Here is a 23,183-nt window from a genome sequence, read left to right as displayed (position 1 = left end):
CGCGGCGGGCTACTCTTCCTGGAATAAATTGATCTGCTGCTGCGCCAGATCCTTCGGCGCATCGAGGCCGAGATGGCGCCAGGCATTGGCGGTCAGCATGCGTCCGCGCGGCGTGCGCTGGATGAAGCCCTGCTGGATCAGATAGGGTTCGATGATGTCCTCGATGGCGTCGCGCGGCTCGGACAGGCCCGCCGCGATCGTCTCGATACCCACCGGCCCGCCGCCGAAATTGCGCGCGATCATCGATAAATAGCGGCGGTCGAGCGCGTCGAGGCCAAGCGCGTCGACTTCGAGCCGGGTCAAGGCTTCGTCGGCGATCAGGCGGTCGACATGGCCGTCGCCGGCAACCGAGGCGAAATCGCGCACCCGCCGCAACAACCGGCCGGCAATGCGCGGCGTGCCGCGCGCGCGCCGCGCGATCTCGAGCGCACCGTCATTGCCGAGCGGCATCTGCAGGATGCGAGCGCCGCGCCGCACGATCTGCTCCAACTCCTCGACCGTGTAGAAATTGAGCCGCACCGGAATGCCGAAGCGGTCGCGCAACGGATTGGTGAGCAGGCCGAGCCGCGTGGTGGCTGCCACCAGGGTGAAGCGCGCGAGGTCGATCTTGACCGAGCGCGCCGCCGGTCCCTCGCCGATGATCAGGTCGAGCTGGAAATCCTCCATCGCCGGATAGAGGATTTCCTCCACTGCCGGGTTGAGCCTGTGGATCTCGTCGATGAACAGCACATCGCCCTCTTCGAGATTTGTCAGCAGTGCCGCGAGATCGCCTGCCTTGGCGATGACCGGCCCGGAGGTCGAGCGGAAATTGACGCCGAGCTCACGCGCCATGATCTGCGCCAGCGTCGTCTTGCCCAGCCCCGGCGGTCCGACGAACAGCACATGGTCGAGCGCCTCCTTGCGGCCCTTGGCGGCCTCGATGAAGACTTTGAGGTTTGCCCGCACCGCCGCCTGACCAACGAAATCGTCGAGCGTCTGCGGCCGCAACGTCTGCTCGGCGTCCTCGCCACGCTTTTCCGGTGCAATGAGACGGGGGGAAAGGCTCATGCCAGCAATTCCATGCTTGCAATGGACCTTGCAGCCCGCTGATCGAAAGTGACCGTGTGGGAACAACCCACATTTCGGTTGTGCTCGGCGATTAGCGCATCGGCAAAGTCAACCTGCGGCATGTTGGACCTTTCGAGCGCGATCACGATGGCATCGAAATCCTCGAAAACCAACGTTCTGATTTTCAGCAGTCTTTGGATTGTCGCCAGGACTTGTTCCCTGGACATCCTGTAACGAGAAATCAGCGACCAACTGAACTCGACCAGGACGATCAGGCTGACAAAGCCTGGGGTATCCTCACTAAGGCCTTTGCCGAAAGCCAAGGCTTTTGCCCTTTGCTCGGCATCATCGTTCAGCACCATTCGAAGCAGAACGTTCGTATCGATGCCTATTGACGTCACGCGTCGCCCTCATGCCCGCCCTTCGGCGCGTCCCCGACAACGTGCCGTCCAACAGCGTCCCGAACCGCGGCATCGATTTCCTCGAGTGAAGCCGGGCCGTCGGGCGGATCTCCCAGGAATCCGGCGAGGTCAGCAAAGTCGAGATTGCGCGGCGTTCCGATCAAGTAGCCATCCACTACCGTCCAGGCGATCATGTCACCCGCCTTGAGCGACAGCGCATCCCTGACGTCCTTTGGGATGGTAAGCTGGCCTTTCGATGTCAGGCTTGCGTAAGCACCCATTTTTCTTACTTTCCGAGAAATTGCTTACAAAACATATTGTAGTTGGAATTTTGTTTTCAAGCAATCACCGTGCCAGTTCCTTCAGCCCGAAGCGGATGAGTTTCGACGCATCGGCGCCCTCGCCCGCCGTCTTCAGCGCCGCCGATACCGCATTGGCGGCGGTGTCACGCGAATAGCCGAGATTGACCAGGGCCGAGACCGCGTCGGTGATCGGCGCGGGCGCCACGCCTTCGCCGAGTTCCTGTTTGAGGCCAATGGTGCCGGTGGCGGTGCCTGCATAGGCAGGTGCCTTGGCCTTCAATTCGGTGACGATGCGCTCGGCCACCTTCTTGCCGACGCCAGGGGCGCGGGAAACCGTGGCGATGTCGCGCAGTGCAATGGCATTGGCGAGGTCGGCCGGCGCCAGCGTCGACAGGATGGCCAGCGCCACCTTGGCGCCGACACCCGGCACGTTGTTCATCAGCAACCGAAACCATTCGCGCTCGAGCTGCGACTGGAAACCATAGAGCCGCAGCATGTCCTCGCGGACATAGGTCTCGATGAACAGCACCACCGCTTCGCCGGGCGAAGGCAGTGCCGCCAGCGTGCGGGTCGAGCAATAGGCGACATAGCCGACGCCGTGGATATCGACGAGACAATGGTCTTCGTCGACCTCGTCGAGCGTGCCCTTGAGCTTGCCGATCATCTCCAACAGCCTCTCATGATGCCAATACCGCCAGCCGATAGGCCGCACTCTGCCGGTGATGCGCGTGGCAAATCGCGATGGCCAGCGCGTCGGCGGCGTGTTCGGTGTCGAAGATCGCCTTCGGCAGCAGCACCTTCACCATCATGTGGATCTGCTTCTTGTCACCGTGGCCGACTCCGATCACCGCCTTCTTCACCGCATTGGGCGCATATTCGGCGACGACGAGGCCCGCCCGCGCCGGGACCAGCATGGCAATGCCGCGCGCCTGGCCGAGCTTCAGCGTCGCAACGGCGTCCTTGTTGACGAAGGTCTGTTCGACGGCGGCCTCATGCGGCATGGCCTGATGCAGGACTTCGGCAAGCCCATCATGCAATTGGCAGAGCCGCATCGCCAGCGCTGCCTTGTCCTCGGAGCGCACGGTGCCTGAAGCGACAAAACGCAAGGAATTGCCGAGACTCTCGACAATGCCCCAGCCGGTGCGCCTGAGCCCCGGATCGATGCCGATGATGCGAATCGCGTCCCCCATCCGGTGACTTTACCCCCGGCGGACAGCGATGCCAGCGAAATGTGAACAAACCAGAAACGACCCTTGCCAAGGGGGGATTGCGAAATCGCTTAATTGCGGGCGAACGCCGTGTTGAGCAGGCTGATCTGGTCCGAAACCGGATTGGGCCTGCGGGCCACGGGCTGCATGTCGACCATCGCGCCGGCGCCGTAGATCTCTTCATCCATGCGGCGCACCAATGCCTGCAGGCGCAGCGATCGGTTGACGAGGTCGAGGAAATCGTTCGGCAGTTCGGCCCAGCCGGCCGCTTCGTCATGCGCGGAAGCGGTATCGAGGCGCACCTTGGACTTTTCCGAGGCGACCTGGTCGCGGGTCATCTCGCCGGAATTCGCCGCGCGCTGCAAAAGCAGCCACGAGGCAACCTGCATCAGCCTGGTGGTCAATCGCATCGATTCGGCCGCGTAGAGCGTGGCCGCCAGCCGCGACAGTTTCTTGGCCTCGGCCCGGCCCTTGCCGTCGAGATACTCCGCCGCCTGTTCGACCAGCCCCATGCCTTCCTGGTAAAGCGGTTTGAAAGAGTGCGAAAAAACCCGGCGCTCCGCCAGCTTCACGGTTTTCGCAATGCCCTTCGAAGGCTCGTTCATTGATAACGCCCCTGCACTCGCAACCGGCCGATTCGGCTCTCTGCCGATACACCCGGGACCCTATATAACTGAAGCTTGAAAATGCGCTTCGTCCGGGGTGAAGGCAAGCACATGTTTAACAGAAGGTTAACGGGGAACGGCCGCGCGGAATGCCGCCGGAATGCGGACAAAAAAAGAGCCGCGGATAAGGCGGCTCTCAGGAGTTTAACAGGGAGGCGTCAAACAAAGTGGCTCCAACCACTCGGTAAGAATCCAGATCACTGGATGGACATAGTAAACGCCTGTAAAGCTTAATGAACCCTTAACATCCCTGATATTTTTTAACCCGACACCGTGCTCCTGTGCCGTAACAGCACAGCCGCACAGGCCGGTTTCAACCTTCCCTCAGGCCTTTTTCCACACCACCGGCAAGGCAATGAAGGCGAACAGCAGAATGCCTGCGTAGAAGCCGATCGAGGATATCCCCAGCAACGGCTCGATCCCCGGATTTCCGGCAAGCAGTATATAAAGGCCGATCATGAGCCCGATGCCGCTGATTGCCGTCAGCCAGAAATGGACCAGGGCCAGCGTCTTTTGCCCGGCAGCCGGAAACAGGTGGTAAAAGAACGCGAAGACCGCCGACATCAGCCAGCCCGCCACCATAGTGTGGGCGTGGGTCGGCATCTGGCCGTGATCTTCGCTGATGGCCATGTGGATGCCGAGTGCCATGCCGCACACCGCATAGATGATCGCCAGCGTGAAGAAATTCCGTGCTGTCCCTTGCATATCAGTCCCCCGAATTGCCTTTTCCCAAGCTGGGAATGAGTTGATCGTCAGGCGAGCGCTGTCGCCGCCGGATTTCCGGCGTCGGCACTAGCATCGGCACTGTTTCCGGACGATGTCGCCCCCCACGCTCGCGACATAGCAGAAAATCGGGCGGTGCGTTCATCATATTAGTCGCTCCTTTCGTTAGCCGGCAGTCTGAAACACAGCCGGCTTTTCCACGACATCGTTCGGAAACAGCCGCGGCGCTAAACGCTGCGGCATCTGATCGGCGAGCGGGCAATGGCCACCTCGCCGTCAACCATTGGACATCGGGAGAAAGTCATGGATTGGTATTCCATCGTCAAATTGCTGCACATCATTTCGGCGATGCTTTGGGTCGGTGGCGGCTTCACGCTGATGGTGCTGGCGACGCTGGCGGATCGTGCCGGCAACATTCAGGGAACGCTGCAGGCGATGCGCGCCACCGGCGAGCTGGGCAACCGCTTCTTCGCGCCGATGTCGATGCTGACATTGGCCTTCGGCTTGATCATGTGCTCATTCTGGGTCGGCTTCTCCGATCTCTGGATCCTGATCGGCCTTGCCGGCTACGCCACGACCTTCTGCATCGGCATGTTCGTTTTCAAGCCGACAGCCGACCACATGAGCGCGATGATCGCCAGGGACGGCGTGACGCACGCGGCACTTGCCTACGGCCAGCGCATCCTGCGGGCGGCGCACTTCGATTATGCGGTGATGCTGGTCATCGTCACCGACATGGTGCTGAAGCCGACCCTGCACGACGTCGCCATTCTCGCCGGCATGGTTGTGGTTCTTGCCGCCGGCGCCACAATGGCGCTCGGCCGGACACGGCGCATGGTGCCCAACGCCGCCTGACCAGAGCGGATCACCTGAAGGGGCGCTGGTCTACATCAAGCCGGCAATCCCGTCCCACAGAAGCTTCACAGCCACGACCGCCACGGTCGCATAGGTGAAGGGATAAAAAACCTCCGGCCGCATGCGCCGCACCAGCCACGCACCGGCGATGGTCGACAACGGCGCCAGCGGCATCAGCACCGCCGACGCCGTCAGATTGGCGGTGTCGAACTGGCCGAGCGCGAAATAGGGAATGAGCTTCAGCGCGTTGGTGGCGGCAAAGAAGATCGCTGCTGTGCCCGACAGCACCTTGGGGTCGAGTCGGATCGGCAAGGCATAGACTTGGAAGGGCGGGCCGCCGACATGGGCGACGAAGCTGGTGAAGCCTGCGACCGTGCCCCATATGGCCGCAGCCACGCGATTGGGTGCGGCCGCATGGTCGGAACCATGACGAAATTGCAGGTAAAGCCAGCGCAGGACGAAGATGATGGCGACGGCGCCGACGATGAGCCGCACCGCTTCCTCGGTGACGAGTGCTGCCGTCAGCCAGCCAAGCCCGATGCCGATGATGGCGCCCGGCATCATGTCGGCCAGCATCTTTCTGTTATAGACGCCCCACCATGTCCACACCGAGACGATGTCCATCAGGCACAGGATCGGCAGCAGGATGGCGGCCGCCTGCACCGGCGGCATGGTCAGCGCCATCAGCGGCACGCCGACAAAGCCGACGGCGCCGCCAAAACCGCCCTTGGACAGGCCGACCAGAATGACCGCCGGGACGGCGGCCGCGTAGAACCACGGATCGAGAAGCAGGCCTGACATGGGGAGGGGCTGGTCTGGAGGGAAAGCGGATCAACGTCTGAATAGCCTGGAATCGCCTGCTCGGCGACTGCAAATATGGGCTGGCCGCGACATATCGGGCCAACGGGCTTCGAACCCTTATCGGCGCGCCGAAACCAGCAGGAACATCGGCCGCTCGAGCTCTTCCGCAAGATCCGGCCTGGCCGCGATCTGCGCGCCCGTCGGACGGAATTCCTCGACATGCTCGATTGTGAAACCCTGCGGATCAGCGTGTTGAGCGTTGTGCCGATGGTGCGGTGATGTTTGACCACCCCCTTGGCCAGCCAGTCGGTCTTGCGCGGCCCTTCCACCAGATACCGGTCGACAGGCCAGGTCCTTTTCCCTTCCCCATCGATCGACCAGCCCGGATTGGTTGGGGCCATGTAGATCGGATGTTCCGTCGAGAAGACAAAATGGCCGCGGGGCGACAGGGCCTAGTGCACGGTCCTGAACAGGCGCTCAATATCCTCGACATAGTGCAAGGCGAGCGAACTGTAGGCGAGATCGAAGCCGCCTTGCGGCAGGCTTAGCTGGTCGAGGTCGGCTCTCTCGTAGGTGACGCCGGCGTCCGGGCCGGCCGCTCTCGCACGGGCAAGCATCTTCTCCGACAGGTCAAGCCCAAGGACTTGCCTCGCCCCCTGCTCGTGCGCCCAGCGGCAAAACCAGCCGAAGCCGCAGCCGAGGTCGACGATCCTGAGGCCTGCCACGTCAGGTAGCATCGCACGCAGCGCCGGCCACTCGGCGGCGCCGTCCAGGCCTTCGACAGAGCGGCCAAGCTGGCTGTAGCCCGCGAAGAAATCCGGCTGATCGTAAATGTTTTGCGCCATGTTTTTCTCGCTCCTCGGACAGTCATCTGGCGGAAGACTGACATTTGGTGTACTCGCCGCGCCTTTCCACCATGGCCACGCGGGGTCAAGCCTGTGAGCCCGATGGCAACCCCAGTGGCGGCGGCCGTCGCCGGATCGGCTGTGCCTTGATGATGGCGGTGCTGGTCTCGGCCTTGTCGGCGATACGGTCGAGAATGCCGTCGAGGTCGCCGATCGAGCGCACGTACAGCCGGGCGACGAAACAGTCATCGCCCGTTACCTTGTCGCATTCGCCGAACTCGGCAATCTCCTCGATCAGTTTCTGGACGATGTGCAGCTTGCCCGGCAAAGGTTTGATCCGCACGATCGCCTGGAGCGTATAGCCGAGCGCCAGCGGATCGATCTCAACGGTGAACGCCCGGATGACGCCCCGTTCCTCGAGCCGCCGCAGCCGCTCCGAGACGCTCGGCGACGACAGCCCGACCTGGGCCGCGAGATCCTTCAGCGAGGTCCGCGCATCCCTGACCAGGATTTCCAGCAGATTTCGGTCGAAGTCATCTAGCATTTATTTTTCTCGCGGACTCCAAGGTGATTGCCTAAGATAATTAGGCAAACCCCCTCATATGCCCTTTTCCTGGAGATGGAAAGCCTCGGCATCGCATGAGATTATGCCGCCTCAACGGGTTCAGAGGGCTTATCATGAACGATACTGTACGTGGCACGGTCGAAATGTCGGCCGCAATGGCGATCCTGGGAACGATCGGATGGTTCGTCATCATGTCCGGCCAGCCGATCATGGATGTGGTGTTCTGGCGCTGCGCGTTCGGCGCGCTGACGCTGCTCGTCATCTGTGCTTCGCTTGGATTGTTGCGCAACAGACTGTCGTTGCGCATCATCGGCCTCGCGGCGCTTGGAGGTGCGGCGATCGTCATCAACTGGCTGCTCCTGTTCAGCGCCTTCTCACGCGCCTCCATCTCGATCGCCACCGCGGTCTACAACACGCAGCCCTTCATGCTGGTCGGCTTCGGGGCGCTGTTGTTCGCCGAGCGGCTGACATTGACCAAGCTGACCTGGCTGGCAATCGCCTTCGCCGGCATGGTGCTGATCGTCGGGGCCGCCCCTGACTCCGGCGATGTCGGTACGAACTATTTCGCCGGCATTCTCATGGCCCTGGCCGCCGCCTTCTTCTGGGCCGTCGCGGCCATCGTCACCAAGAAGCTCAAGGGCACGCCGCCGCATCTGATCGCGCTCATCCAGGTCTGCGTCGGCGTCGTCATGCTGGCGCCCTTCGCCAATCTCTCGCATCTTCCCGCCGACCCATGGAGCTGGGCCATGCTGGCGACGCTCGGCATCGTCCACACCGGCCTGATGTACATCCTGATGTACGGCGCCATCCAGAAGCTGCCGACGCATCTGCAGGGGTCGCTGTCCTTCATCTACCCGGTCGTTGCCATCCTGGTCGATGTCACCGCCTTCGGCCATCGGCTGCATTTCAGTCAGGTCGTCGGCGCCGCCGCCATCCTGATCGCTGCCGCCGGCATGAACCTCGGCTGGACATTGTGGAAATCGAGACCGTCCGCCGCGAGCCCGCAGCCGATCAAGTAAGGCGGCATGCCGGCTACCCGGTCGGTCAAAAATTGCGATCCTGGCTGCCCGCCTGTTCAAGGCGGGCAGTTTGCTCTATGCCGCAATCCAACCATCTTCGCCCGGCATAGGCGAAACCCGGGATCGAAGAACCATGAATGACGCAACGCCCCCCAACCGCTGCCGCATCGTACTGATCGCGCCACCCGGCGTGCCGGCCACCCGCATCGCGGCCGCGTTCGACGGCGGCGACATCGCCTCGCTGATCCTGCCCGAGAACGGCATGGACGAGGCCTCCTTCCAGGCCTTTGCCGAACAGGTCGTGCCGGCCGCGCAGGCCGCGGGCGTGGCCGTCATCATCGCTGGCGACACCCGCATCGCGGGCCGGGTCCAGGCCGACGGCATCCATGTCGAGGTCTCCAAGGCCGAACTCGCGGAGACGATCGAGCATTTCCAGGCGAAAATGATGGTCGGCGCCGGCGGTGCCAAGACCCGCGACGACGCGCTGGAGCTTGGCGAAGCCAGGCCCGATTACATTTTCTTCGGCCGCTTCGGCTACGACAACAAGCCCGAGCCGCATCCGCGCAACCTGTCATTGGGGCAATGGTGGGCGCAGATGATCCAGATCCCCTGCATCGTCGAGGCCGGTTGCGATCTTGCCTCCGTCGAGACGGTGGCCGCCACCGGCGCCGAGTTCGTCGCGCTGTCCAGCGCCGTGTTCGCCGACGGCGTCGATCCAAAGGCGGCGATCACTCGCGCCAATGCGCTGCTCGACGAAACAGCGCCGCGCTTCGAGGATTGACGTGTCCCTGGCAAGGCTTTCCCTTCAGGCCCTGCTTGCGGCGGTGATGATCCAGGCCGCCGCCGCCGAAACCATACCCTTGCCGCAGCCCAAGCCTGAAACCGGCGTGCACACCGACAAGCCGATCGAAAACCAGCTGCCCCAGCCTGCCACCACGGCGGAGCCCGCACCGCTGCCCTCGGTCGACAGCGTCAATCCCGATCGTTTCGGCGCCAAGCCGGCCGACGCCGCCTATGGTGCCTTCCAGCGCGGGCTCTACAAGACCGCCTACAATCTGGCGCTGGTCCGTGCGCAGAATGGCGACCCGGCGGCGCAGACGCTGGTGGCCGAGATCCTGTCGCGCGGGTTGGGTGTGCCGTTGAACTCGGCCGAGGCCGCGAAATGGTACGCGCTTGCCGCCGAGCAGGGCGTGCCGGAATCGCAGTTTCAATACGCGCTGATGCTGCTCGACGGCCGCTACGTCAAGAAGGATGCGAAGGGGGCCTACGCCCTGATGCAGGCCGCCGCCGAAGCCGGCAACCAGCTGGCGCAATTCAATTTCGCGCAGATGCTGGTCCAGCAGGATCCCGGCGACGCCGGCCTGGCCAAGGCGGTTTCCTATTATGAGCGCGCTGCGGCGAGCGGTCTCGCCGATGCGCAATACGCCATGTCTCAGATCTATGCCAATGGCGTCGGCGGCAAGCCGCGCGACGACGCACAGGCACGGCGGCTGCTGGCGCAGGCCGCCCGTCAGAACTATGACACCGCGCAGATCGATCTCGCCGCCTGGATGATCGAGGGCCGCGGCGGCGCGCGCGACCTGAAATCGGCGTTCGGCTGGACGAAGCAGGCCGCCGAAGGCGGCAACGTCGCGGCCCAGAACCGCCTGGCAAAACTCTATATGCAAGGCATCGGCACCGATCCGGACCTCGTGCTCGCCGGCGCCTGGTACATCGTCGCCCGCCGCGCCGGCCTCATCGATCAGGAAATGGACGATTTCCTGCAAGGGCTGAGCGACGACCAGACCAAGCAGGCCCTGCAGAAGGCGAACCGCCTGCCCTGAGGACAGCGCGCACGCTTATTGCATGTGATCCAGGACGACTTTGCCGAAGGGCGAGCCGTGTTCGAGATGGCGGAAGGCGCTGGCTGCCTCACGCCACGGCAAGACCTTGTCGATCACCGGCGTCAACCGGTTGACGGCAAGAGCCCGGTTCATCGCCTCGAAGGATTCGCGCGAACCAACCGGTATCCCGCGTGCCCGGACCTGGCGGCGGAAGATGTCGAGCGGGTTGACTGCCCCTTCACTGCCGCCGAGATAGCCAATTACGTTGATCTGGGCACCCCGCGCCGAAGCCCTCAGCGACTGGGCGAAGCTTTGCGGCCCGCCGACTTCGATGATGTGATCGGCGCCCAGCCCACCGGTGAGCGCCAGCACGGCTGACGCCCAATCCGGGTCGCTGCGGTAGTTGATGCCATCATGGGCGCCAAGCGCTTTTGCGCGCGTGAGCTTGTCGTCGCTGCTTGACGTGACGATGACGCGTGCGCCGGCGGCGGCGGCAAACTGCACCGCAAACAGCGAGACACCGCCTGTGCCCAGGCTCAGCACCGTCTCGCCGGGTTTCAACCGGCCTTCGGTGAACAGCGCATGCCAGGCCGTCACGGCGGCGCAAGGCAGGGTCGCGGCCTCGACGTCGCTCAGGTGCTCTGGCGCAAGGACGGCCGCCTGTTCATCCAGCCTGGCTAACTCGCTGAGCAACCCGTCGATGGGACCGCCCCGTTGATAGGAGGGTTCGGCCATGGCGAAACTGCCGCCGATCCAACGCTGCCAGAATGTAGCGCAGACTCGGTCGCCGACCTTGAAACGGGTCACTTCGGCGCCAACGGCAACCACTTCGCCGACGCCGTCCGAAAGCGGAACCAATGGCAGCGCAAAGGCAGTGTGGTAACTGCCACGGGCGATTTCCACATCGCGGTAATTCAGTGCCGTGGCCTTGACCTTGATGATCATCTCCTGGCGGCCCGGTTCCGGCATCGGCCGCTCGACCAGCCTGAGATTGTCGATGCCGCCCGGGTGCTGCAATTCGATGGCCTTCATTGTCTTCTTTCCGTTTGGAGGTCCCTGGAAAGGAAAATCGCTTGCCTTGCTTATGATTTCAAATTCATAATAATCAGTATGATTATGCATTTGGAGCACCGCTAGAATGCTGGAGGAACTGCGCACGCTCGTTCTGTTCGCCGAGGAAGGCTCTATTCAGAATGTGGCCCGGCGCCTGCCTTTGACGCAGCCTGCCGTCACCCGTCAGGTGCAGCGACTGGAGGATATGCTCGAGACAACGCTTCTTGATCGCCGACAGAAGCCGCCGCGCCTGACCACGGCGGGACTGGAGGTGTTGGAGCGCGCGAAGGACATACTGGCGTCAATCGAGGCTCTGAAAGCCTTCGCCGCCGACACCGAACCGCAAGGCGTACTGCGTGTCGGCTTGGCACATGGCTTATCCGACGGGAGCGTTGCGGGCGGCATAGCTCGCGCGGCTGCGACGTTTCCAAAAATATCCTTGCGGCTCAAGACCGGTTGGAGCGCGGATCTGATCGAGCAGTTCGAGCGCGGCCTACTCGACATGGGGATTGTTCTACGACCCGCCGGTCATCAAGGCCCGGACGTGCTCGGCACCGAACGTCTCGCCGTCATAGCGCAGGCCGGCGCTACCAAATCCCGTCTTACGGACGCCGCCTGGGCTTCCATGCCTTGGGTGCTCAGTCCCGAGCCTTGCGACGCACGTCAGAGACTCCTCGCCATTTTGGGCGGCGAACGGCATCGGCTCGTTGTGGCGGCGGAAATTCAGGACCCGGCGATGCAGATGGAATGGGTACGTCGGGGACACGGCCTCGGCCTCATGCCGTCGCGGCTCGCCGCGCGCGGACTTCCCGACGACCTCGCGCTTGTCGATACTGGAGATTTGGACCTTTCATTGCAGGTCGTGGCACTACGCTCTCCTCACCTCAACCGCCTGGCGAAGGCCGCGCAGGCCATTGCAACGACCGTCGGCGACGTCCTCGATATCGAAACCTGATGCCGGCTTGCCGGCTGGCCGACCCGTCCTCCCTTGCCTCTCCGGGCGATTTGTGGTCTTGGAGCCCTAAATCGCTTGTCACGGCGAACATCCCAACCAACGGTCTGGCCGTTGGCAGCATCCCGGATCCCATCATCATGGCCAAGATCAATGGCAACGAAATCCGTCCCGGCTATGTCATCGAACACGATGGCGGCCTCTGGGTGGCGGTCAGGACCAACACCGTCAAGCCCGGCAAGGGCGGCGCCTATAACCAGGTCGAACTGAAGAACCTCATCAACGGCACCAAGCTCAACGAACGCTTCCGTTCGGCCGAGACGGTCGAGCAGATCCGGCTCGACCTGAAGGATTTTTCCTTCCTCTACGAGCAGGAAGACGCGCTGGTGTTCATGGATACTCAAAGCTACGAGCAGCTCGAACTGAACAAGGATTTCGTCGGCGACCGCGCCGCGTTCCTGCAGGACGGCATGATGGTGACGGTTCAGCTCTACGAGGAGCGGCCGATCGGCATTTCACTGCCCGACTATGTGACGTTGACCATCACCGAGGCGGATCCCGTGGTGAAGGGCCAGACGGCGGCGTCCTCCTACAAGCCGGCTGTGCTGGAAAACGGCATTCGGGTCCTGGTCCCGCCCTTCATCGGCGCCGGCGAACGCATCATCGTCGACACCAACGAAATCACTTACGTGCGCCGCGCCGACTGATGCATGTCGCCCAAAGGTGGCCCTGGTTTTGGGTCACCGGCATGTATCGAGACAGAGTTTAAAGCGCCGCACCAGGAAGAAGCACTATGGCACGCTCTGCCCTCCTCAACGTCATGGTCCAAGCCGCAATGAAGGCCGGCCGCTCGCTGTCGCGCGACTTCGGCGAGGTCCAGAACCTACAGGTCTCGATGAAGGGCCCTGGCGACTATGTCAGCCAGGCCGACCGCAAGGCCGAGGACATCGTGTTTGCCGAATTGTCGAAAGCGCGCCCGGGCTACGGTTTCCTGATGGAAGAGCGCGGCACGGTCATTGGCGATGACAGCCAGCACCGCTGGATCGTCGATCCGCTCGACGGCACCACCAATTTCCTGCACGGCATTCCGCTTTTCGCCGTCTCCATAGCGCTTGAGCGCCAGGGCCAGATCGTTGCCGGCGTCATCTACAATCCGGCCATGGATGAGCTCTATACCACCGAGCGCGGCGGCGGCGCCTTCATGAATGATCGCCGCCTGCGCGTCGCCGGCCGCACCAAGCTTGTCGACACGGTGATCGGCTGCGGCGTGCCGCATCTCGGCCGCGGCCATCACGGCAATTTCCTGGTCGAACTGCGCAACGTCATGGCCGAGGTCTCGGGCATACGCCGCATGGGCTCCGCCTCGCTCGATCTTGCCTATGTCGCCGCCGGACGCATGGACGGGTTCTGGGAGGTCGGCCTGTCGGCCTGGGACATCGCCGCCGGCCTGCTCTTGATCCGCGAGGCGGGCGGCTTCGCCTCCGACATGGATGGTGGGCAGGACATGCTGGACACCGGCACGGTCGTCGCCGGCAACGAGATCATCCAGCGCGCATTGCTGAAGACGGTGAAAAAGCCGCTCCCGCCGCGCTGAACCGCCGCAGTCGTAAAACCGCAAACAAAGCTTGAAATACTGTCCGTCGGTCGCCCAGATTAAGGGTGATGCAGGACGATAGATGACCGACACCCCGCCACAGATCGACATCCCGTTCATCGGACGCTGGCACTATTCGCGCGCCGAGATGATCGCCGACGGGATCGTCCATGCTGTTGGGATCGTGCTGGCGATAGCGGCCGGTTCGGCACTACTGGCGCTCGCCGCCTCCCGGGTCGGGCCCAGCGAATACATCGCAGCCGCCTTCTATGTCGTCTCGCTGCTCACGGTGCTTTCTGTGTCGCTGACTTATAATCTGTGGCCGGTGACCTCGCCCGCGAAATGGATTTTGCGGCGTTTCGATCATGCCGCGATCTATCTGTTGATCGCCGCCACCTACACACCCTTTCTCGCCCAGTTGGGAAACTCGCCGCTGGCGCGCTGGATGATCGTTCTGGTCTGGGTCGCGGCGGCAACGGGCATTGCCATCAAGGTGTTTTTCCCCGGCCGCTTCGACAAGCTGGCGATCGTCTTCTACCTTGCTATCGGCTGGAGCGGCATCGTCCTTGTCAAACCGCTTGTCGAGACGCTGCCGACCACGTCGATCGTGCTCATCGTCGCCGGCGGCGTCGTCTATTCCTGCGGCGTGATTTTCTTCGCCTGGAAGGCGCTGCGCTTCCACAACGCCCTGTGGCACGGCTTCGTCGTCACCGGCGCCGGCCTGCATCTGGCGGCCATGGTCGATTGCCTGGTCATCAACCGCCTTTGAAGCGCCGGCTCCAAAAGCCACCTGTGGCAATATTGCCAAGCACCATTCAATTTGGTCACAATTCCGTTTAGAGTCGCCAATTACGTGATCGGCGGCAGCGGCATCGGAAACGGGGCACGGATGGCTTTTCTCAGATCCTTCGGCATGGGCAGGCGCTCCGACGTGCTCATCTACGATCCGCACAAATTGTCGAGCCCTCAGGTCTTTCTGCTAACCATGGTCATCTTCCTGGCCATCGTCGCCTTCATCGCCGCCATCCTGACCCGCCAGGTCACGACGGCATTCGTCACCAATCCCGGCCTCAACGGCCTGATCGTCGGCGTGCTCGTCGTCGGTATCCTGCTGGCCTTCACGCAGGTCGGGCGGCTGTTTCGCGAGGTGCGCTGGGTCAACTCCTTCCGCGCCGGCTCCGAAACCACCGAACCGGTGCTGCTGGCGCCGATGAAGGCGATGATCGGTCGCTCGTCGTCCGTGGCCTTTTCGACCTCCTCGATGCGCACAATGCTCGATTCCATCGCCACGCGCCTCGACGAAAGCCGCGACACCTCGCGCTACCTGGTTGGCCTTCTGGTGTTCCTCGGCCTGCTTGGCACTTTCTGGGGCCTGTTGAATACGATCGGCTCGATCCGCGAGACGATCGAATCGCTCGATCCCGGCACGGGTGATGCCGCGGCGGTGCTCGATTCGCTGAAGCAGGGCCTGTCGGCGCCGCTGGCCGGCATGGGCACCGCCTTCTCGTCCTCGCTGTTCGGCCTCTCCGGTTCACTCGTGCTCGGCTTCCTCGACCTGCAGGCCGGCCGCGCCCAGACGCGCTTCTACACCGAGCTCGAGAACTGGCTGTCCTCGGTCACCGATCTGTCGTCCGACATCGTCGTTTCCGACCCGGCCAAGGCCGAATCTTCCGACGAGATCCGCGTCCTGTCGGAACGGCTGCGCAGCATGCAGGAGAACGGCGGCGGCTCCAATCCGCGCGTCGCCACCGCCATGGCCAATCTCGCCGACGGCATTTCCGGCCTGGTCAAGAACATGCGTTCCGAGCAGCAGATCATGCGCGATTGGGTCGAGGCCCAGTCCGACGAGCAGAAGGCGATGCGCAACACGCTGGAAAAGATCGCCGACGCGCTGAAGAAGCCCGGGGTGCACTAGCATGGCGCTTGCCAGGGGCCGGCGTACCGATCGCCGTATCGACTATTGGCCTGGCTTCGTCGACGCGTTGTCGACGCTGCTGCTCGCCATCATGTTCCTGCTCACCGTTTTCGTGTTGGCGCAGTTCCTGCTCGGCCGTGAAATCTCCGGCAAGGACACGGCACTGTCGCGCCTCAACTCGCAAATCAACGAACTGACCCAGCTTCTGGCGCTGGAGCGCTCGACGGCGCAGGACAAGGAGGATTCGCTCGCCAATCTGCAGGCGTCCCTGTCGGCGGCGCAGGCGGAAAAGAGCCGGCTCGAACAGTTGCTGGCGCAAGGTGCCGGCGCCGGCGACGCCGCCAACCAGCGTGCCGCGCAGCTGGGTGGTGAACTCGACAACCAGCGCCAGATCAGCCAGCAGGCGCTGAGCCAGGTCGAGATCCTCAACCAGCAGATCGCGGCCTTGCGCAAGCAGATCGGCGCGCTTGAGGATGCCCTCAACGTCTCCGAAACGCGCGACCGCGATTCCAACACCAAGATCGCCGATCTCGGCCGTCGCCTGAACGTGGCGCTGGCGCAGCGTGTGCAGGAATTGAACCGCTACCGCTCCGATTTCTTCGGGCGCCTGCGCGAAATCCTCGCCGACCGCGAGAACATCCGCATCGTCGGCGACCGCTTCGTGTTCCAGTCGGAAGTGCTGTTCCCGACCGGCTCCGAAGTGATCAACGACGCCGGCAAGGTCGAGATGAAGAAGCTCGCCGATGCCATCATTGAATTGCAGAAAGAGATCCCGCCGGAGATCAACTGGGTGCTGCGCGTCGATGGTCACACCGACAACAAACCGCTGTCCGGCAACGGCCGTTACCGCGACAATTGGGAGCTGTCGACGGCGCGCTCGACCTCGGTGGTCAAGTTCCTGATCGAGAACGGCGTGCCGGCCAACCGGCTCGTCGCCGCCGGCTTCGGCGAGTTCCAGCCGCTCGACCCCGCCGACACCGACGAAGCGCGTAACAAAAACCGCCGCATTGAACTGAAGCTCACCGAACGTTGATCCATCCTCACGCGAACTCACGCGAATTTGTTCGCCGGCTCAACTCTAGGGCGCAAGCGGCGGCCGGCAAGGCCTGAAAAGATTATCTTTTTTTAATTACACTTCGCGCGGAAGCGCTCCTAGCTTGCTGCGCAGGGCCGAGAACCGCCGGCGATGCCTCCCATCGCGACGCGACGGAACTGGACGACCCAAACAAGTCGGAAGGCGAAGCGGCGCGGCCGCTCTCCCTTCCCGGCAGGAGGAACCTCCCCATGAGCACTTCAGCATCTCTCAAGACTGCAACCCTTGCCGCGATTCTGATCGCGGCAAGGGTTGCCGGCGCCTATGCCGCGGGCCACCACAAGGGCGCACTCGATGCGACTGATCCGACCGATTTGACGGGCCCGCGTGTCGAGGCGCTCATTGAACAGGTTCGGGGTGTCCATCAGGGCATCGTCGATGCCAGGCGAGCCAACAACATCACCCCGGCCGTCGCGGAGCGCCTGGAAATGCGCACCGCCCGTATCGGTCGGGCCGCCGAGAAGGTAGCCGCGTCGGATCACGGCAGGATACCGGCCGCGCAATACCATGACCTGCTGCGCCAGCTCGACACCGTCGACCAGCGTCTGATGGTCAACACCGGCAGCGGTTTCCTGATGGGCGATGGCGCTGACGGCGGAAACTATCCGAACGGCTGAGGCGATCCTGACTGAAAGTTCCAGGAGGAAGGGATCAACTGGCGCCTTCGGTGACCCCAATCCCGCAGGCGTCCTTTTCCTTACCAGCCCATCCTGCCTACCAACCGAGCCAGACCGCGATCAGGGCGGCCGCCGCCGGCACGGTCTGGATGTAAAGGATCTTGCGGCCGACCGTTGCCGCGCCATAGAGACCGGCAATGGCCACGCACAACAGGAAGAAGACCTTGACCTGGAACCCGCCGGCGCCGAGGTAAAGCCCCCAGATCAGGCCGGCGGCGAGAAATCCGTTGTAGAGGCCCTGATTGGCGGCGAGCACCTTCGAGGCACTGGCGAATTCCGGCGTCAGGCGGAATGTCTTGTGCCCGCGCGGCGTGTCCCAAAGAACCATCTCGAGATAGACGATGTAGACATGGATCAAGGCCACCAGCCCAACCAGGATGTTGCCGATCATTCTGCTCCCCCTGCATGCGTCGCCGGCAGCATTTCATGCTCGACCTCGCCTGCGCAAGCTGCATCTGCTGAATGGGATCTGAGGGTTGCCAAGGCTTTTGCGTTGGTGTCTTTTCGCGCCGTCCTCAATCACGGAAGCCGCCATGTCCTTTCACAAACTCGACGACCTCGGCCACAAGCTCGAAGCGCTTGAGCATGCGCTGGCCATCCTCGGCGCCGATGAAGCGACCCATATGGCCGTTGGCGGTGGCGAGAAGCGCGCCGAGGCGATGGCGGCACTGGCCGGCATGTATCACACCAGGGCGACCGCGCCGGAAATATCGGACTGGATCGCGGCCGCCGAAGCCGAGGCATTGGACGATGAGCAGCGCGCGGCCTTGACCGAACTGCGGCGGCAGTACACCAACCTGACCTGCCTGCCGGTCGAATTCGTCGAACGCCAGACAACGGCGCGCATGCGTTGCGAGCAGCTATGGCGCGACCTGCGCGCCAAGAACAACTGGGCTGGCTTCCAGCCGGCGCTCGAGGGCGTGGTGGCGCTGGTGCGCGAAGAGGCGGCCCTGCGCTCCGACGTGCTCGGCCTCGCGCCCTATGACGCGCTGATGGAACAATACGATCCCGGCAACCGCACGGCGGACATCACTCCCGTCTTCGCCGACCTGAAGGCCTTCCTTAGAGGCTTCGTGCCGGAGGCGCTGGCGATCCAGGAAGCGCGGCTGCGCAGGCATCCGCTGAAGCCGCTTTCGGGCACCTATGCCATCGACCGGCAACGCGAACTCGGTCTCGCCATGATGGTGGCGGTCGGCTTCGACCTGACGCACGGCTCGCTGTCGGTGTCGCACCATCCGTTCTGCGGCGGCGTGCCCAGCGACGTGCGCATCACCACCCGCTACAAGACATCGGACTTCCTGTCGGCGCTGATGGGCGTGCTGCACGAGACCGGCCATGCGCTCTATGAGCAGAATCTGCCGAAGGCATGGTCGCACTGGCCGCTCGGCAAGGCCCGCGGCATGGCCGTGCATGAAAGCCAGAGCCTGTTCGTCGAAAAGCAGATCGGCCGCAATCCTGCTTTCTGGCACTGGGCGCTGCCGGTGGTGGAAAAGCATCTCGGCGAAACCTGGTCGCTCGATGATCTCCTGCCGCATGTGCATCGCGTCGAGCGCGGCCTGATCCGCGTGGATGCCGACGAAGTAACCTATCCGCTGCATGTCATCCTGCGCTACGAACTGGAGCAGGAACTCGTCTCGGGCAGGCTGGAGGTGGCTGACCTACCCGAAGCCTGGGACGCCAAGATGCGCGACTATCTCGGCCTCTCCACCATCGACAATCCGGCCGATGGGCCGATGCAGGACGTGCACTGGCCGGGTGCCGCCTTCGGCTATTTCCCCTCCTACACGCTTGGCGCGATGATGGCGGCGCAGCAATGGGCCGCGCTGGTGCGCGAACACCCGTCAGCCGACGACGACCTGGTGAAAGGGAATTTCGCGGCCATCAACGACTGGCGCCGCAAGAAGATATGGGCGCAGGGATCGCGCTGGACGACGCCGGACCTGCTCGAACGCGCCACCGGCGAAAAACTCAACGCCGTTTATTTCGTCAATCACCTGAAGCAGCGCTACGGTGGATGAGACCGGCCATATCGAGCCCCGCTATTCCGCCGCGCCCCTGAAGGCGCTGGCGCCGGTCTCGAATTGCAGCTTGGCCAGCCGCGCATAGATGCCGCCCTTGACGACCAGGCTCTGATGCGTGCCTTCCTCGACGATGCGGCCGCCATCCATGACCAGGATCCTGTCGGCCTTGAGCACGGTCGCCAGGCGGTGGGCGATGACGATGGTGGTGCGGCCTTGCATCAGCCGCTCGAGCGCTGTCTGCACCAGCGTCTCGCTTTCGGCGTCGAGGGCCGAGGTCGCCTCGTCGAGCAACAGGATCGGCGCGTCGCGCAGGATGGCGCGGGCGATCGCTACCCGCTGGCGCTGGCCGCCTGACAGCGTCACGCCGCGTTCGCCGACCTGGCTGTCGTAACCTTTCTCAAGCTTGAGGATGAATTCGTCGGCCAACGCATCCTTCGCCGCCGCCTCGATCTCGGCCTCGCTGGCGCCTGGCCGGCCAAAGCCGATATTGTCGCGCGCGCTCGCCGCGAAGATGGTGACATCTTGCGGCACGATGGCGATGCGCTGCCTGACCGCGATGGGATCAGCCTCACGCACGTCGATGCCGTCGATCAGGATCTTGCCGGTTTCGGGATCGTAGAAGCGCAGGATCAGCGAAAAGACGGTGCTCTTGCCGGCACCCGAGGGACCGACGATCGCCACCGTCTCGCCGGGTTTGACCGAAAAACTCAAGCCATGGACGGCGGCGCGGTCGGGCCCCGCCGGATAAGAGAACGAGACGTCGTCGAAGATGATCGCGCCCTTCACGATTGCCGGCATCGGCTTCGGCTCGGCCGGCGCCTGGATCGCCGGCGTCTCGGCCAGGATCTCGGTCAGCCGTTCGGCCGCACCCGCTGCTTGCGCGAGTTCGCCCCAGACTTCCGACAGCGCGCCGAGCGCGCCGGCGGCGAACACCGAATAGAGCAGGAACTGGCCAAGGGTGCCGGGTGACAGATTGCCGTCGAGCACGTCGCGCGAGCCGAACCACAACACCGCGACGACCGACGAGAAAATGGTGAAGATGGCGAAGAAGGTGAGGAAGGAACGCGCGAAGGTCGAGGCACGTGCCGCCTCGAAGGCGGCTTCCACCGCGCCCGAAAAACGACCGGTGACCAGTTTCTCATTGGTGAAGGCCTGCAGCGTGCGCACCGCGCCGATCTGCTCGCTGGCATAGGCTGTCGCCTCGGCGAGCGTGTCCTGTGCCTGCCGGGATTTGCGCCTCACGGAGCGGCCGAAGGCGACCAGCGGCAGCACGATGATTGGAATGGCCGCTATGACCAGGCTGGACAGTTTTGGGCTGGTGACAACCATCATCGCCACGGCGCCGAGCCCAAGGATGACGTTGCGCAGCGCGACCGAAGCCGTGGCGCCTACCGCCGACTTGACCTGCGTGGTGTCGGCGGCGAGCCGCGACACGATCTCGCCCGACTGGGCAGTGTCGAAGAAGGCCGGCGACAGCGTCGTCACATGAGCGAAAACGTCGCGCCTGATATCGGCGACGACGCGCTCGCCGAGCGTGATGACGAAATAGTAGCGGCCGGCCGAGGCGGCCGCCAAAAGCGCCGCCATGGCCACCAGCGCGGCGAAATATTCAGCGATGATGGTGGATCCCGCCGGCGTGAAGCCATGATCGATCATGCGCCGCACCGCCAGCGGCAGCGCCAGCGTTGTCATCGCCGCGACTGCCAGCGAGACGACGGCGCCCGCCACCATTTTCCGGTAGCGGCCGATGTAAGGGAACAGGCGCCTGAGCGGCTTGAGCGAGCGGCGGCGCTCGTCTGCGCTGCTGGATTGCGCCATCCCGGTGTTTCCTCTAGCCGCCTTGTTGTATGCGCCTCAATATGCGCGAGCCACGGCCTTGTGATTCAATTTCGGCTGATGTATAGCCACGCCGACCGTTTTAGAAGCCGTGGCTCCTCAATAGCTGCGGCTTCGAGTTTTAAAAAGGGGCGCATCGACGCAGGCTTATGCCAGTCAGCCGCGCCAGCAAGCCAGGAACCGAGCCATGAAGAGCGCTATTCATCCCGATTACCACACCATCAAGGTCGTCATGACCGACGGCACCGAATACACGACCCGTTCGACCTGGGGCAAGGAAGGCGATACGATGAACCTCGACATCGACCCGACCACCCACCCGGCCTGGACCGGCGGCCAGCAGACCCTGCTCGACCGCGGCGGCCGCCTGTCGAAGTTCAAGAAGCGCTTCGAAGGTTTCGGCCTCTAAGGCAAGAGCTTTTTCGCAGATCAAAAGCCCGCCCTCGTGGCGGGTTTTTTGTTGCCTGGCCGAAGGCTGAGTTTTCGGCTCTCTCTATTCCGCCAGCAGTTCCCTGAGCGCCATGCGCTTATAGGCTGCGACAAGCCTGTCGCCCTCCTGCCGCTCGACCGAGATCGCCAGCCGCATGGCCGCCTCGCCCATCTGCCAGACGAGAAAGGCCGTGGTCTCCAGGGAGACGGGGTCGGCGCCGGGACGTAGCCGCTTCAGCACCGCACCGAGGAATTCGGCATTGGCCCGGCTGTCGGCGAGCTCGAGCCGGCGCAGCGCCTTGTCGGCCTGCGTGCCCGACCAGATGTCGCGCATCACCGGTTCAGCGAGGAACAGTCGGTAGTAGATATCGACCAGCTCCGAAAACGCTTGGCCCAGCCCCTCTGCATCCGTAACATCCTTGAGCGCCGCCGAGATGCAGGCCTGGCTCTCCACCGTGTAGCGCTCTGCCAGCGCCCAGACGATCGCCCGCTTGTCCGGAAAGAACTGGTAGAGCGATCCGATCGACACCCCTGCCCGTTCAGCGACCTCCCCCATACGCATGGCATCGCTGCCTTGCTCGGCGATCAGCGCCGAGGCGGCGGCCAGCATGCGCTCGACCCGCTCGCGGCTGCGCTGCTGGCTTGGTGCCCGGCGCGGCGAAGCGATCTGCTCGTTGGCCGGCGTGCCTTCCATGACTGTCTCCAACAAACGCGCCCGGCAATCGCCTCGAATGACTTGACTCTCAAAATACGAGGGTTTATCACATTTTGCAAATGTGAGGACCACTCACATTGCAAACAGAGGAACCCGCCGCAACCGGCGCTTGGAGCAACCGACATGATTGTCAAACTTCTTCCCATCCTCACCTTCATCGCGGCCCTGGGCGCAGGCGTGGTCGGCGGCGTGTTCTTCGCCTTCTCCAACTTCGTCATGCCGGCGTTCGCTCGCCTGCCGGCGGCGGGCGGCATCGCCGCCATGAATTCGATCAACGTCACCGTCATCACGCCGATGTTCATGACGGCACTCTTCGGCACCGGGCTGGTCTGCATCGTGCTCATCGCCGGCGCCATCATCGGCTGGAACCAGCCGGGTTCGTTCTGGCTTCTGGCCGGCGCGCTGATCTATCTCGCCGGCAACCCGATCGTGACCATGGCCTTCAACGTGCCGCTCAACGATGCGCTGGCCGCCGTCGATCCGGCCAGCAGCAACGGCGCCGCCGTATGGACCAGCTTTCTCCGGGACTGGGTGATGTGGAACCACGTTCGCACCGTCACCGCCATCATGGCCATGGCATCCTTCTGGTTCGCCTCGCGTTGACATGTTTGCGGGCGGCCATAAGCATTGTCGGGAGAAGAGCC

The 23,183-nt window shown here is 63.5% G+C and carries 27 protein-coding genes and 1 pseudogene; 14 read left to right on the top strand and 14 right to left on the bottom strand.

The features are described 5' to 3' along the window. Positions 1-9 precede the first annotated feature (9 nt). The 7 genes from ruvB to O7A60_RS07210 all read right to left on the bottom strand — a co-directional run bounded on the left by ruvB (position 10) and on the right by O7A60_RS07210 (position 4,328). Positions 10-1,047 carry a Holliday junction branch migration DNA helicase RuvB gene (gene ruvB / locus O7A60_RS07240; RefSeq protein WP_027141794.1) on the bottom strand — a complete coding sequence of 346 codons (1,038 nt, stop codon included), beginning with the start codon at positions 1,045-1,047 and terminating at the stop codon, positions 10-12. Then, entirely contained in the window at positions 1,044-1,448 is a 405-nt protein-coding gene (locus O7A60_RS07235; protein WP_337105678.1) for a PIN domain-containing protein, read from the bottom strand. Before O7A60_RS07235 ends, ruvB begins: the two co-directional genes overlap by 4 nt. Beyond that, positions 1,445-1,729: an AbrB/MazE/SpoVT family DNA-binding domain-containing protein gene (locus tag O7A60_RS07230; RefSeq protein WP_027141792.1), complete on the bottom strand. Its 285-nt coding sequence runs from the start codon at positions 1,727-1,729 to the stop codon at positions 1,445-1,447. Before O7A60_RS07230 ends, O7A60_RS07235 begins: the two co-directional genes overlap by 4 nt. A 64-nt stretch (positions 1,730-1,793) precedes the next feature. Beyond that, positions 1,794-2,414, bottom strand: coding sequence for a Holliday junction branch migration protein RuvA (ruvA, locus tag O7A60_RS07225; protein ID WP_337105805.1), 621 nt, complete (start codon positions 2,412-2,414; stop codon positions 1,794-1,796). A gap of 13 nt (positions 2,415-2,427) precedes the next feature. Beyond that, positions 2,428-2,940: a crossover junction endodeoxyribonuclease RuvC gene (gene ruvC, locus O7A60_RS07220; RefSeq protein ID WP_337105677.1), complete on the bottom strand. Its 513-nt coding sequence runs from the start codon at positions 2,938-2,940 to the stop codon at positions 2,428-2,430. 89 nt (positions 2,941-3,029) lie between these two features. After that, positions 3,030-3,563, bottom strand: coding sequence for a protease adaptor protein RcdA (gene rcdA, locus O7A60_RS07215; protein ID WP_140702380.1), 534 nt, complete (start codon positions 3,561-3,563; stop codon positions 3,030-3,032). Between the two features lie 384 nt (positions 3,564-3,947). Beyond that, positions 3,948-4,328 (bottom strand): hypothetical protein, encoded by a 381-nt coding sequence (locus tag O7A60_RS07210; RefSeq protein ID WP_027141788.1) that lies wholly within the window; start codon positions 4,326-4,328, stop codon positions 3,948-3,950. 321 nt (positions 4,329-4,649) lie between these two features. Here O7A60_RS07210 and O7A60_RS07205 point away from each other — a divergent pair, with 321 nt between their 5' ends. Next, the gene (locus O7A60_RS07205; protein WP_337105676.1) at positions 4,650-5,201 is read left to right on the top strand and encodes a DUF2269 family protein; all 552 of its coding nucleotides are present in this window, start codon (positions 4,650-4,652) and stop codon (positions 5,199-5,201) included. Positions 5,202-5,231: 30 nt separating this feature from the next. Here the strand turns inward: O7A60_RS07205 and O7A60_RS07200 are convergent, their stop codons facing one another. The 3 genes and pseudogenes from O7A60_RS07200 to O7A60_RS07190 form a co-directional block, all read right to left on the bottom strand. Next, positions 5,232-6,002, bottom strand: a complete 771-nt coding sequence (locus O7A60_RS07200) for a sulfite exporter TauE/SafE family protein (protein ID WP_027141786.1) — start codon at positions 6,000-6,002, stop codon at positions 5,232-5,234. Positions 6,003-6,119: 117 nt separating this feature from the next. Continuing rightward, positions 6,120-6,847, bottom strand: a pseudogene (locus O7A60_RS07195) (class I SAM-dependent methyltransferase). A gap of 85 nt (positions 6,848-6,932) precedes the next feature. Continuing rightward, positions 6,933-7,391 (bottom strand): Lrp/AsnC family transcriptional regulator, encoded by a 459-nt coding sequence (locus tag O7A60_RS07190; RefSeq protein ID WP_337105675.1) that lies wholly within the window; start codon positions 7,389-7,391, stop codon positions 6,933-6,935. Between the two features lie 134 nt (positions 7,392-7,525). On the opposite strand from O7A60_RS07190, the gene O7A60_RS07185 reads away from it, so the two are divergent. The 3 genes from O7A60_RS07185 (at position 7,526) to O7A60_RS07175 (ending at position 10,254) form a co-directional block, all read left to right on the top strand. Continuing rightward, on the top strand, positions 7,526-8,431 hold the full coding sequence (locus tag O7A60_RS07185) for a DMT family transporter (protein ID WP_337105674.1): 906 nt from the start codon (positions 7,526-7,528) through the stop codon (positions 8,429-8,431). A 133-nt stretch (positions 8,432-8,564) separates the two neighbouring features. Then, positions 8,565-9,212, top strand: coding sequence for a thiamine phosphate synthase (locus O7A60_RS07180; RefSeq protein ID WP_027141782.1), 648 nt, complete (start codon positions 8,565-8,567; stop codon positions 9,210-9,212). A 46-nt stretch (positions 9,213-9,258) separates the two neighbouring features. Beyond that, positions 9,259-10,254, top strand: a complete 996-nt coding sequence (locus O7A60_RS07175; RefSeq protein ID WP_415926806.1) for a tetratricopeptide repeat protein — start codon at positions 9,259-9,261, stop codon at positions 10,252-10,254. A 15-nt stretch (positions 10,255-10,269) separates the two neighbouring features. Here the strand turns inward: O7A60_RS07175 and O7A60_RS07170 are convergent, their stop codons facing one another. Further along, positions 10,270-11,286 carry a zinc-dependent alcohol dehydrogenase family protein gene (locus tag O7A60_RS07170; protein ID WP_337105672.1) on the bottom strand — a complete coding sequence of 339 codons (1,017 nt, stop codon included), beginning with the start codon at positions 11,284-11,286 and terminating at the stop codon, positions 10,270-10,272. Positions 11,287-11,392: 106 nt separating this feature from the next. On the opposite strand from O7A60_RS07170, the gene O7A60_RS07165 reads away from it, so the two are divergent. The 7 genes from O7A60_RS07165 to O7A60_RS07135 all read left to right on the top strand — a co-directional run bounded on the left by O7A60_RS07165 (position 11,393) and on the right by O7A60_RS07135 (position 17,478). Further along, positions 11,393-12,262: a LysR family transcriptional regulator gene (locus tag O7A60_RS07165; RefSeq protein WP_337105671.1), complete on the top strand. Its 870-nt coding sequence runs from the start codon at positions 11,393-11,395 to the stop codon at positions 12,260-12,262. Positions 12,263-12,399: 137 nt separating this feature from the next. Next, positions 12,400-12,966 carry an elongation factor P gene (gene efp / locus O7A60_RS07160; protein WP_027141779.1) on the top strand — a complete coding sequence of 189 codons (567 nt, stop codon included), beginning with the start codon at positions 12,400-12,402 and terminating at the stop codon, positions 12,964-12,966. 86 nt (positions 12,967-13,052) lie between these two features. After that, positions 13,053-13,853 carry an inositol monophosphatase family protein gene (locus O7A60_RS07155; RefSeq protein ID WP_337105670.1) on the top strand — a complete coding sequence of 267 codons (801 nt, stop codon included), beginning with the start codon at positions 13,053-13,055 and terminating at the stop codon, positions 13,851-13,853. A gap of 82 nt (positions 13,854-13,935) precedes the next feature. Continuing rightward, positions 13,936-14,622 carry a PAQR family membrane homeostasis protein TrhA gene (gene trhA, locus O7A60_RS07150; RefSeq protein ID WP_337105669.1) on the top strand — a complete coding sequence of 229 codons (687 nt, stop codon included), beginning with the start codon at positions 13,936-13,938 and terminating at the stop codon, positions 14,620-14,622. Positions 14,623-14,742: 120 nt separating this feature from the next. Further along, positions 14,743-15,768: a MotA/TolQ/ExbB proton channel family protein gene (locus O7A60_RS07145; RefSeq protein WP_027141776.1), complete on the top strand. Its 1,026-nt coding sequence runs from the start codon at positions 14,743-14,745 to the stop codon at positions 15,766-15,768. A gap of 1 nt (position 15,769) precedes the next feature. Then, a complete protein-coding gene (locus O7A60_RS07140; RefSeq protein ID WP_140508938.1) occupies positions 15,770-16,801 on the top strand; it encodes a peptidoglycan -binding protein in 1,032 nt (343 codons plus the stop codon). Between the two features lie 251 nt (positions 16,802-17,052). Then, a complete protein-coding gene (locus O7A60_RS07135; protein WP_337105668.1) occupies positions 17,053-17,478 on the top strand; it encodes a hypothetical protein in 426 nt (141 codons plus the stop codon). A 97-nt stretch (positions 17,479-17,575) separates the two neighbouring features. Here the strand turns inward: O7A60_RS07135 and O7A60_RS07130 are convergent, their stop codons facing one another. Then, a complete protein-coding gene (locus O7A60_RS07130; protein ID WP_140752573.1) occupies positions 17,576-17,929 on the bottom strand; it encodes a DUF1304 domain-containing protein in 354 nt (117 codons plus the stop codon). Positions 17,930-18,071: 142 nt separating this feature from the next. Here O7A60_RS07130 and O7A60_RS07125 point away from each other — a divergent pair, with 142 nt between their 5' ends. Further along, complete coding sequence (locus O7A60_RS07125) at positions 18,072-19,556, top strand: carboxypeptidase M32 (protein ID WP_337105667.1); 1,485 nt, start codon at positions 18,072-18,074, stop codon at positions 19,554-19,556. A 21-nt stretch (positions 19,557-19,577) separates the two neighbouring features. Here O7A60_RS07125 and O7A60_RS07120 read toward each other — a convergent pair whose 3' ends face one another. Further along, the gene (locus O7A60_RS07120; protein WP_337105666.1) at positions 19,578-21,377 is read right to left on the bottom strand and encodes an ABC transporter transmembrane domain-containing protein; all 1,800 of its coding nucleotides are present in this window, start codon (positions 21,375-21,377) and stop codon (positions 19,578-19,580) included. Positions 21,378-21,582: 205 nt separating this feature from the next. On the opposite strand from O7A60_RS07120, the gene rpmE reads away from it, so the two are divergent. After that, the gene (gene rpmE / locus O7A60_RS07115; protein WP_010912060.1) at positions 21,583-21,804 is read left to right on the top strand and encodes a 50S ribosomal protein L31; all 222 of its coding nucleotides are present in this window, start codon (positions 21,583-21,585) and stop codon (positions 21,802-21,804) included. Between the two features lie 84 nt (positions 21,805-21,888). On the opposite strand, the gene O7A60_RS07110 is transcribed toward rpmE, so the two are convergent. Continuing rightward, the gene (locus O7A60_RS07110) at positions 21,889-22,518 is read right to left on the bottom strand and encodes a TetR/AcrR family transcriptional regulator (protein WP_140508923.1); all 630 of its coding nucleotides are present in this window, start codon (positions 22,516-22,518) and stop codon (positions 21,889-21,891) included. Between the two features lie 144 nt (positions 22,519-22,662). On the opposite strand from O7A60_RS07110, the gene O7A60_RS07105 reads away from it, so the two are divergent. Then, complete coding sequence (locus O7A60_RS07105) at positions 22,663-23,142, top strand: anthrone oxygenase family protein (RefSeq protein ID WP_337105665.1); 480 nt, start codon at positions 22,663-22,665, stop codon at positions 23,140-23,142. Positions 23,143-23,183 lie beyond the last annotated feature (41 nt).

Source organism: Mesorhizobium salmacidum (SeqCode), from assembly GCF_037179605.1.
In the GTDB taxonomy this organism is placed as follows: domain Bacteria; phylum Pseudomonadota; class Alphaproteobacteria; order Rhizobiales; family Rhizobiaceae; genus Mesorhizobium; species Mesorhizobium salmacidum.
This window is presented reverse-complemented; position numbering and strand designations above follow the sequence as displayed.

Coding starts and splice junctions, on each gene's coding strand:
- O7A60_RS07230 (WP_027141792.1), bottom strand. CDS start 1,729: ATGGGTGCTTACGCAAGCCTGACATCGAAAGGCCAGCTTACCATCCCA.
- O7A60_RS07135 (WP_337105668.1), top strand. CDS start 17,053: ATGAGCACTTCAGCATCTCTCAAGACTGCAACCCTTGCCGCGATTCTG.
- ruvC (WP_337105677.1), bottom strand. CDS start 2,940: ATGGGGGACGCGATTCGCATCATCGGCATCGATCCGGGGCTCAGGCGC.
- O7A60_RS07155 (WP_337105670.1), top strand. CDS start 13,053: ATGGCACGCTCTGCCCTCCTCAACGTCATGGTCCAAGCCGCAATGAAG.
- O7A60_RS07205 (WP_337105676.1), top strand. CDS start 4,650: ATGGATTGGTATTCCATCGTCAAATTGCTGCACATCATTTCGGCGATG.
- O7A60_RS07140 (WP_140508938.1), top strand. CDS start 15,770: ATGGCGCTTGCCAGGGGCCGGCGTACCGATCGCCGTATCGACTATTGG.
- O7A60_RS07110 (WP_140508923.1), bottom strand. CDS start 22,518: ATGGAAGGCACGCCGGCCAACGAGCAGATCGCTTCGCCGCGCCGGGCA.
- O7A60_RS07130 (WP_140752573.1), bottom strand. CDS start 17,929: ATGATCGGCAACATCCTGGTTGGGCTGGTGGCCTTGATCCATGTCTAC.
- O7A60_RS07170 (WP_337105672.1), bottom strand. CDS start 11,286: ATGAAGGCCATCGAATTGCAGCACCCGGGCGGCATCGACAATCTCAGG.
- ruvA (WP_337105805.1), bottom strand. CDS start 2,414: ATGATCGGCAAGCTCAAGGGCACGCTCGACGAGGTCGACGAAGACCAT.
- ruvB (WP_027141794.1), bottom strand. CDS start 1,047: ATGAGCCTTTCCCCCCGTCTCATTGCACCGGAAAAGCGTGGCGAGGAC.
- rcdA (WP_140702380.1), bottom strand. CDS start 3,563: ATGAACGAGCCTTCGAAGGGCATTGCGAAAACCGTGAAGCTGGCGGAG.
- O7A60_RS07105 (WP_337105665.1), top strand. CDS start 22,663: ATGATTGTCAAACTTCTTCCCATCCTCACCTTCATCGCGGCCCTGGGC.
- O7A60_RS07120 (WP_337105666.1), bottom strand. CDS start 21,377: ATGGCGCAATCCAGCAGCGCAGACGAGCGCCGCCGCTCGCTCAAGCCG.
- O7A60_RS07180 (WP_027141782.1), top strand. CDS start 8,565: ATGAATGACGCAACGCCCCCCAACCGCTGCCGCATCGTACTGATCGCG.
- O7A60_RS07200 (WP_027141786.1), bottom strand. CDS start 6,002: ATGTCAGGCCTGCTTCTCGATCCGTGGTTCTACGCGGCCGCCGTCCCG.
- rpmE (WP_010912060.1), top strand. CDS start 21,583: ATGAAGAGCGCTATTCATCCCGATTACCACACCATCAAGGTCGTCATG.
- O7A60_RS07145 (WP_027141776.1), top strand. CDS start 14,743: ATGGCTTTTCTCAGATCCTTCGGCATGGGCAGGCGCTCCGACGTGCTC.
- efp (WP_027141779.1), top strand. CDS start 12,400: ATGGCCAAGATCAATGGCAACGAAATCCGTCCCGGCTATGTCATCGAA.
- O7A60_RS07175 (WP_415926806.1), top strand. CDS start 9,259: ATGATCCAGGCCGCCGCCGCCGAAACCATACCCTTGCCGCAGCCCAAG.
- O7A60_RS07210 (WP_027141788.1), bottom strand. CDS start 4,328: ATGCAAGGGACAGCACGGAATTTCTTCACGCTGGCGATCATCTATGCG.
- O7A60_RS07190 (WP_337105675.1), bottom strand. CDS start 7,391: ATGCTAGATGACTTCGACCGAAATCTGCTGGAAATCCTGGTCAGGGAT.
- O7A60_RS07165 (WP_337105671.1), top strand. CDS start 11,393: ATGCTGGAGGAACTGCGCACGCTCGTTCTGTTCGCCGAGGAAGGCTCT.
- trhA (WP_337105669.1), top strand. CDS start 13,936: ATGACCGACACCCCGCCACAGATCGACATCCCGTTCATCGGACGCTGG.
- O7A60_RS07125 (WP_337105667.1), top strand. CDS start 18,072: ATGTCCTTTCACAAACTCGACGACCTCGGCCACAAGCTCGAAGCGCTT.
- O7A60_RS07185 (WP_337105674.1), top strand. CDS start 7,526: ATGAACGATACTGTACGTGGCACGGTCGAAATGTCGGCCGCAATGGCG.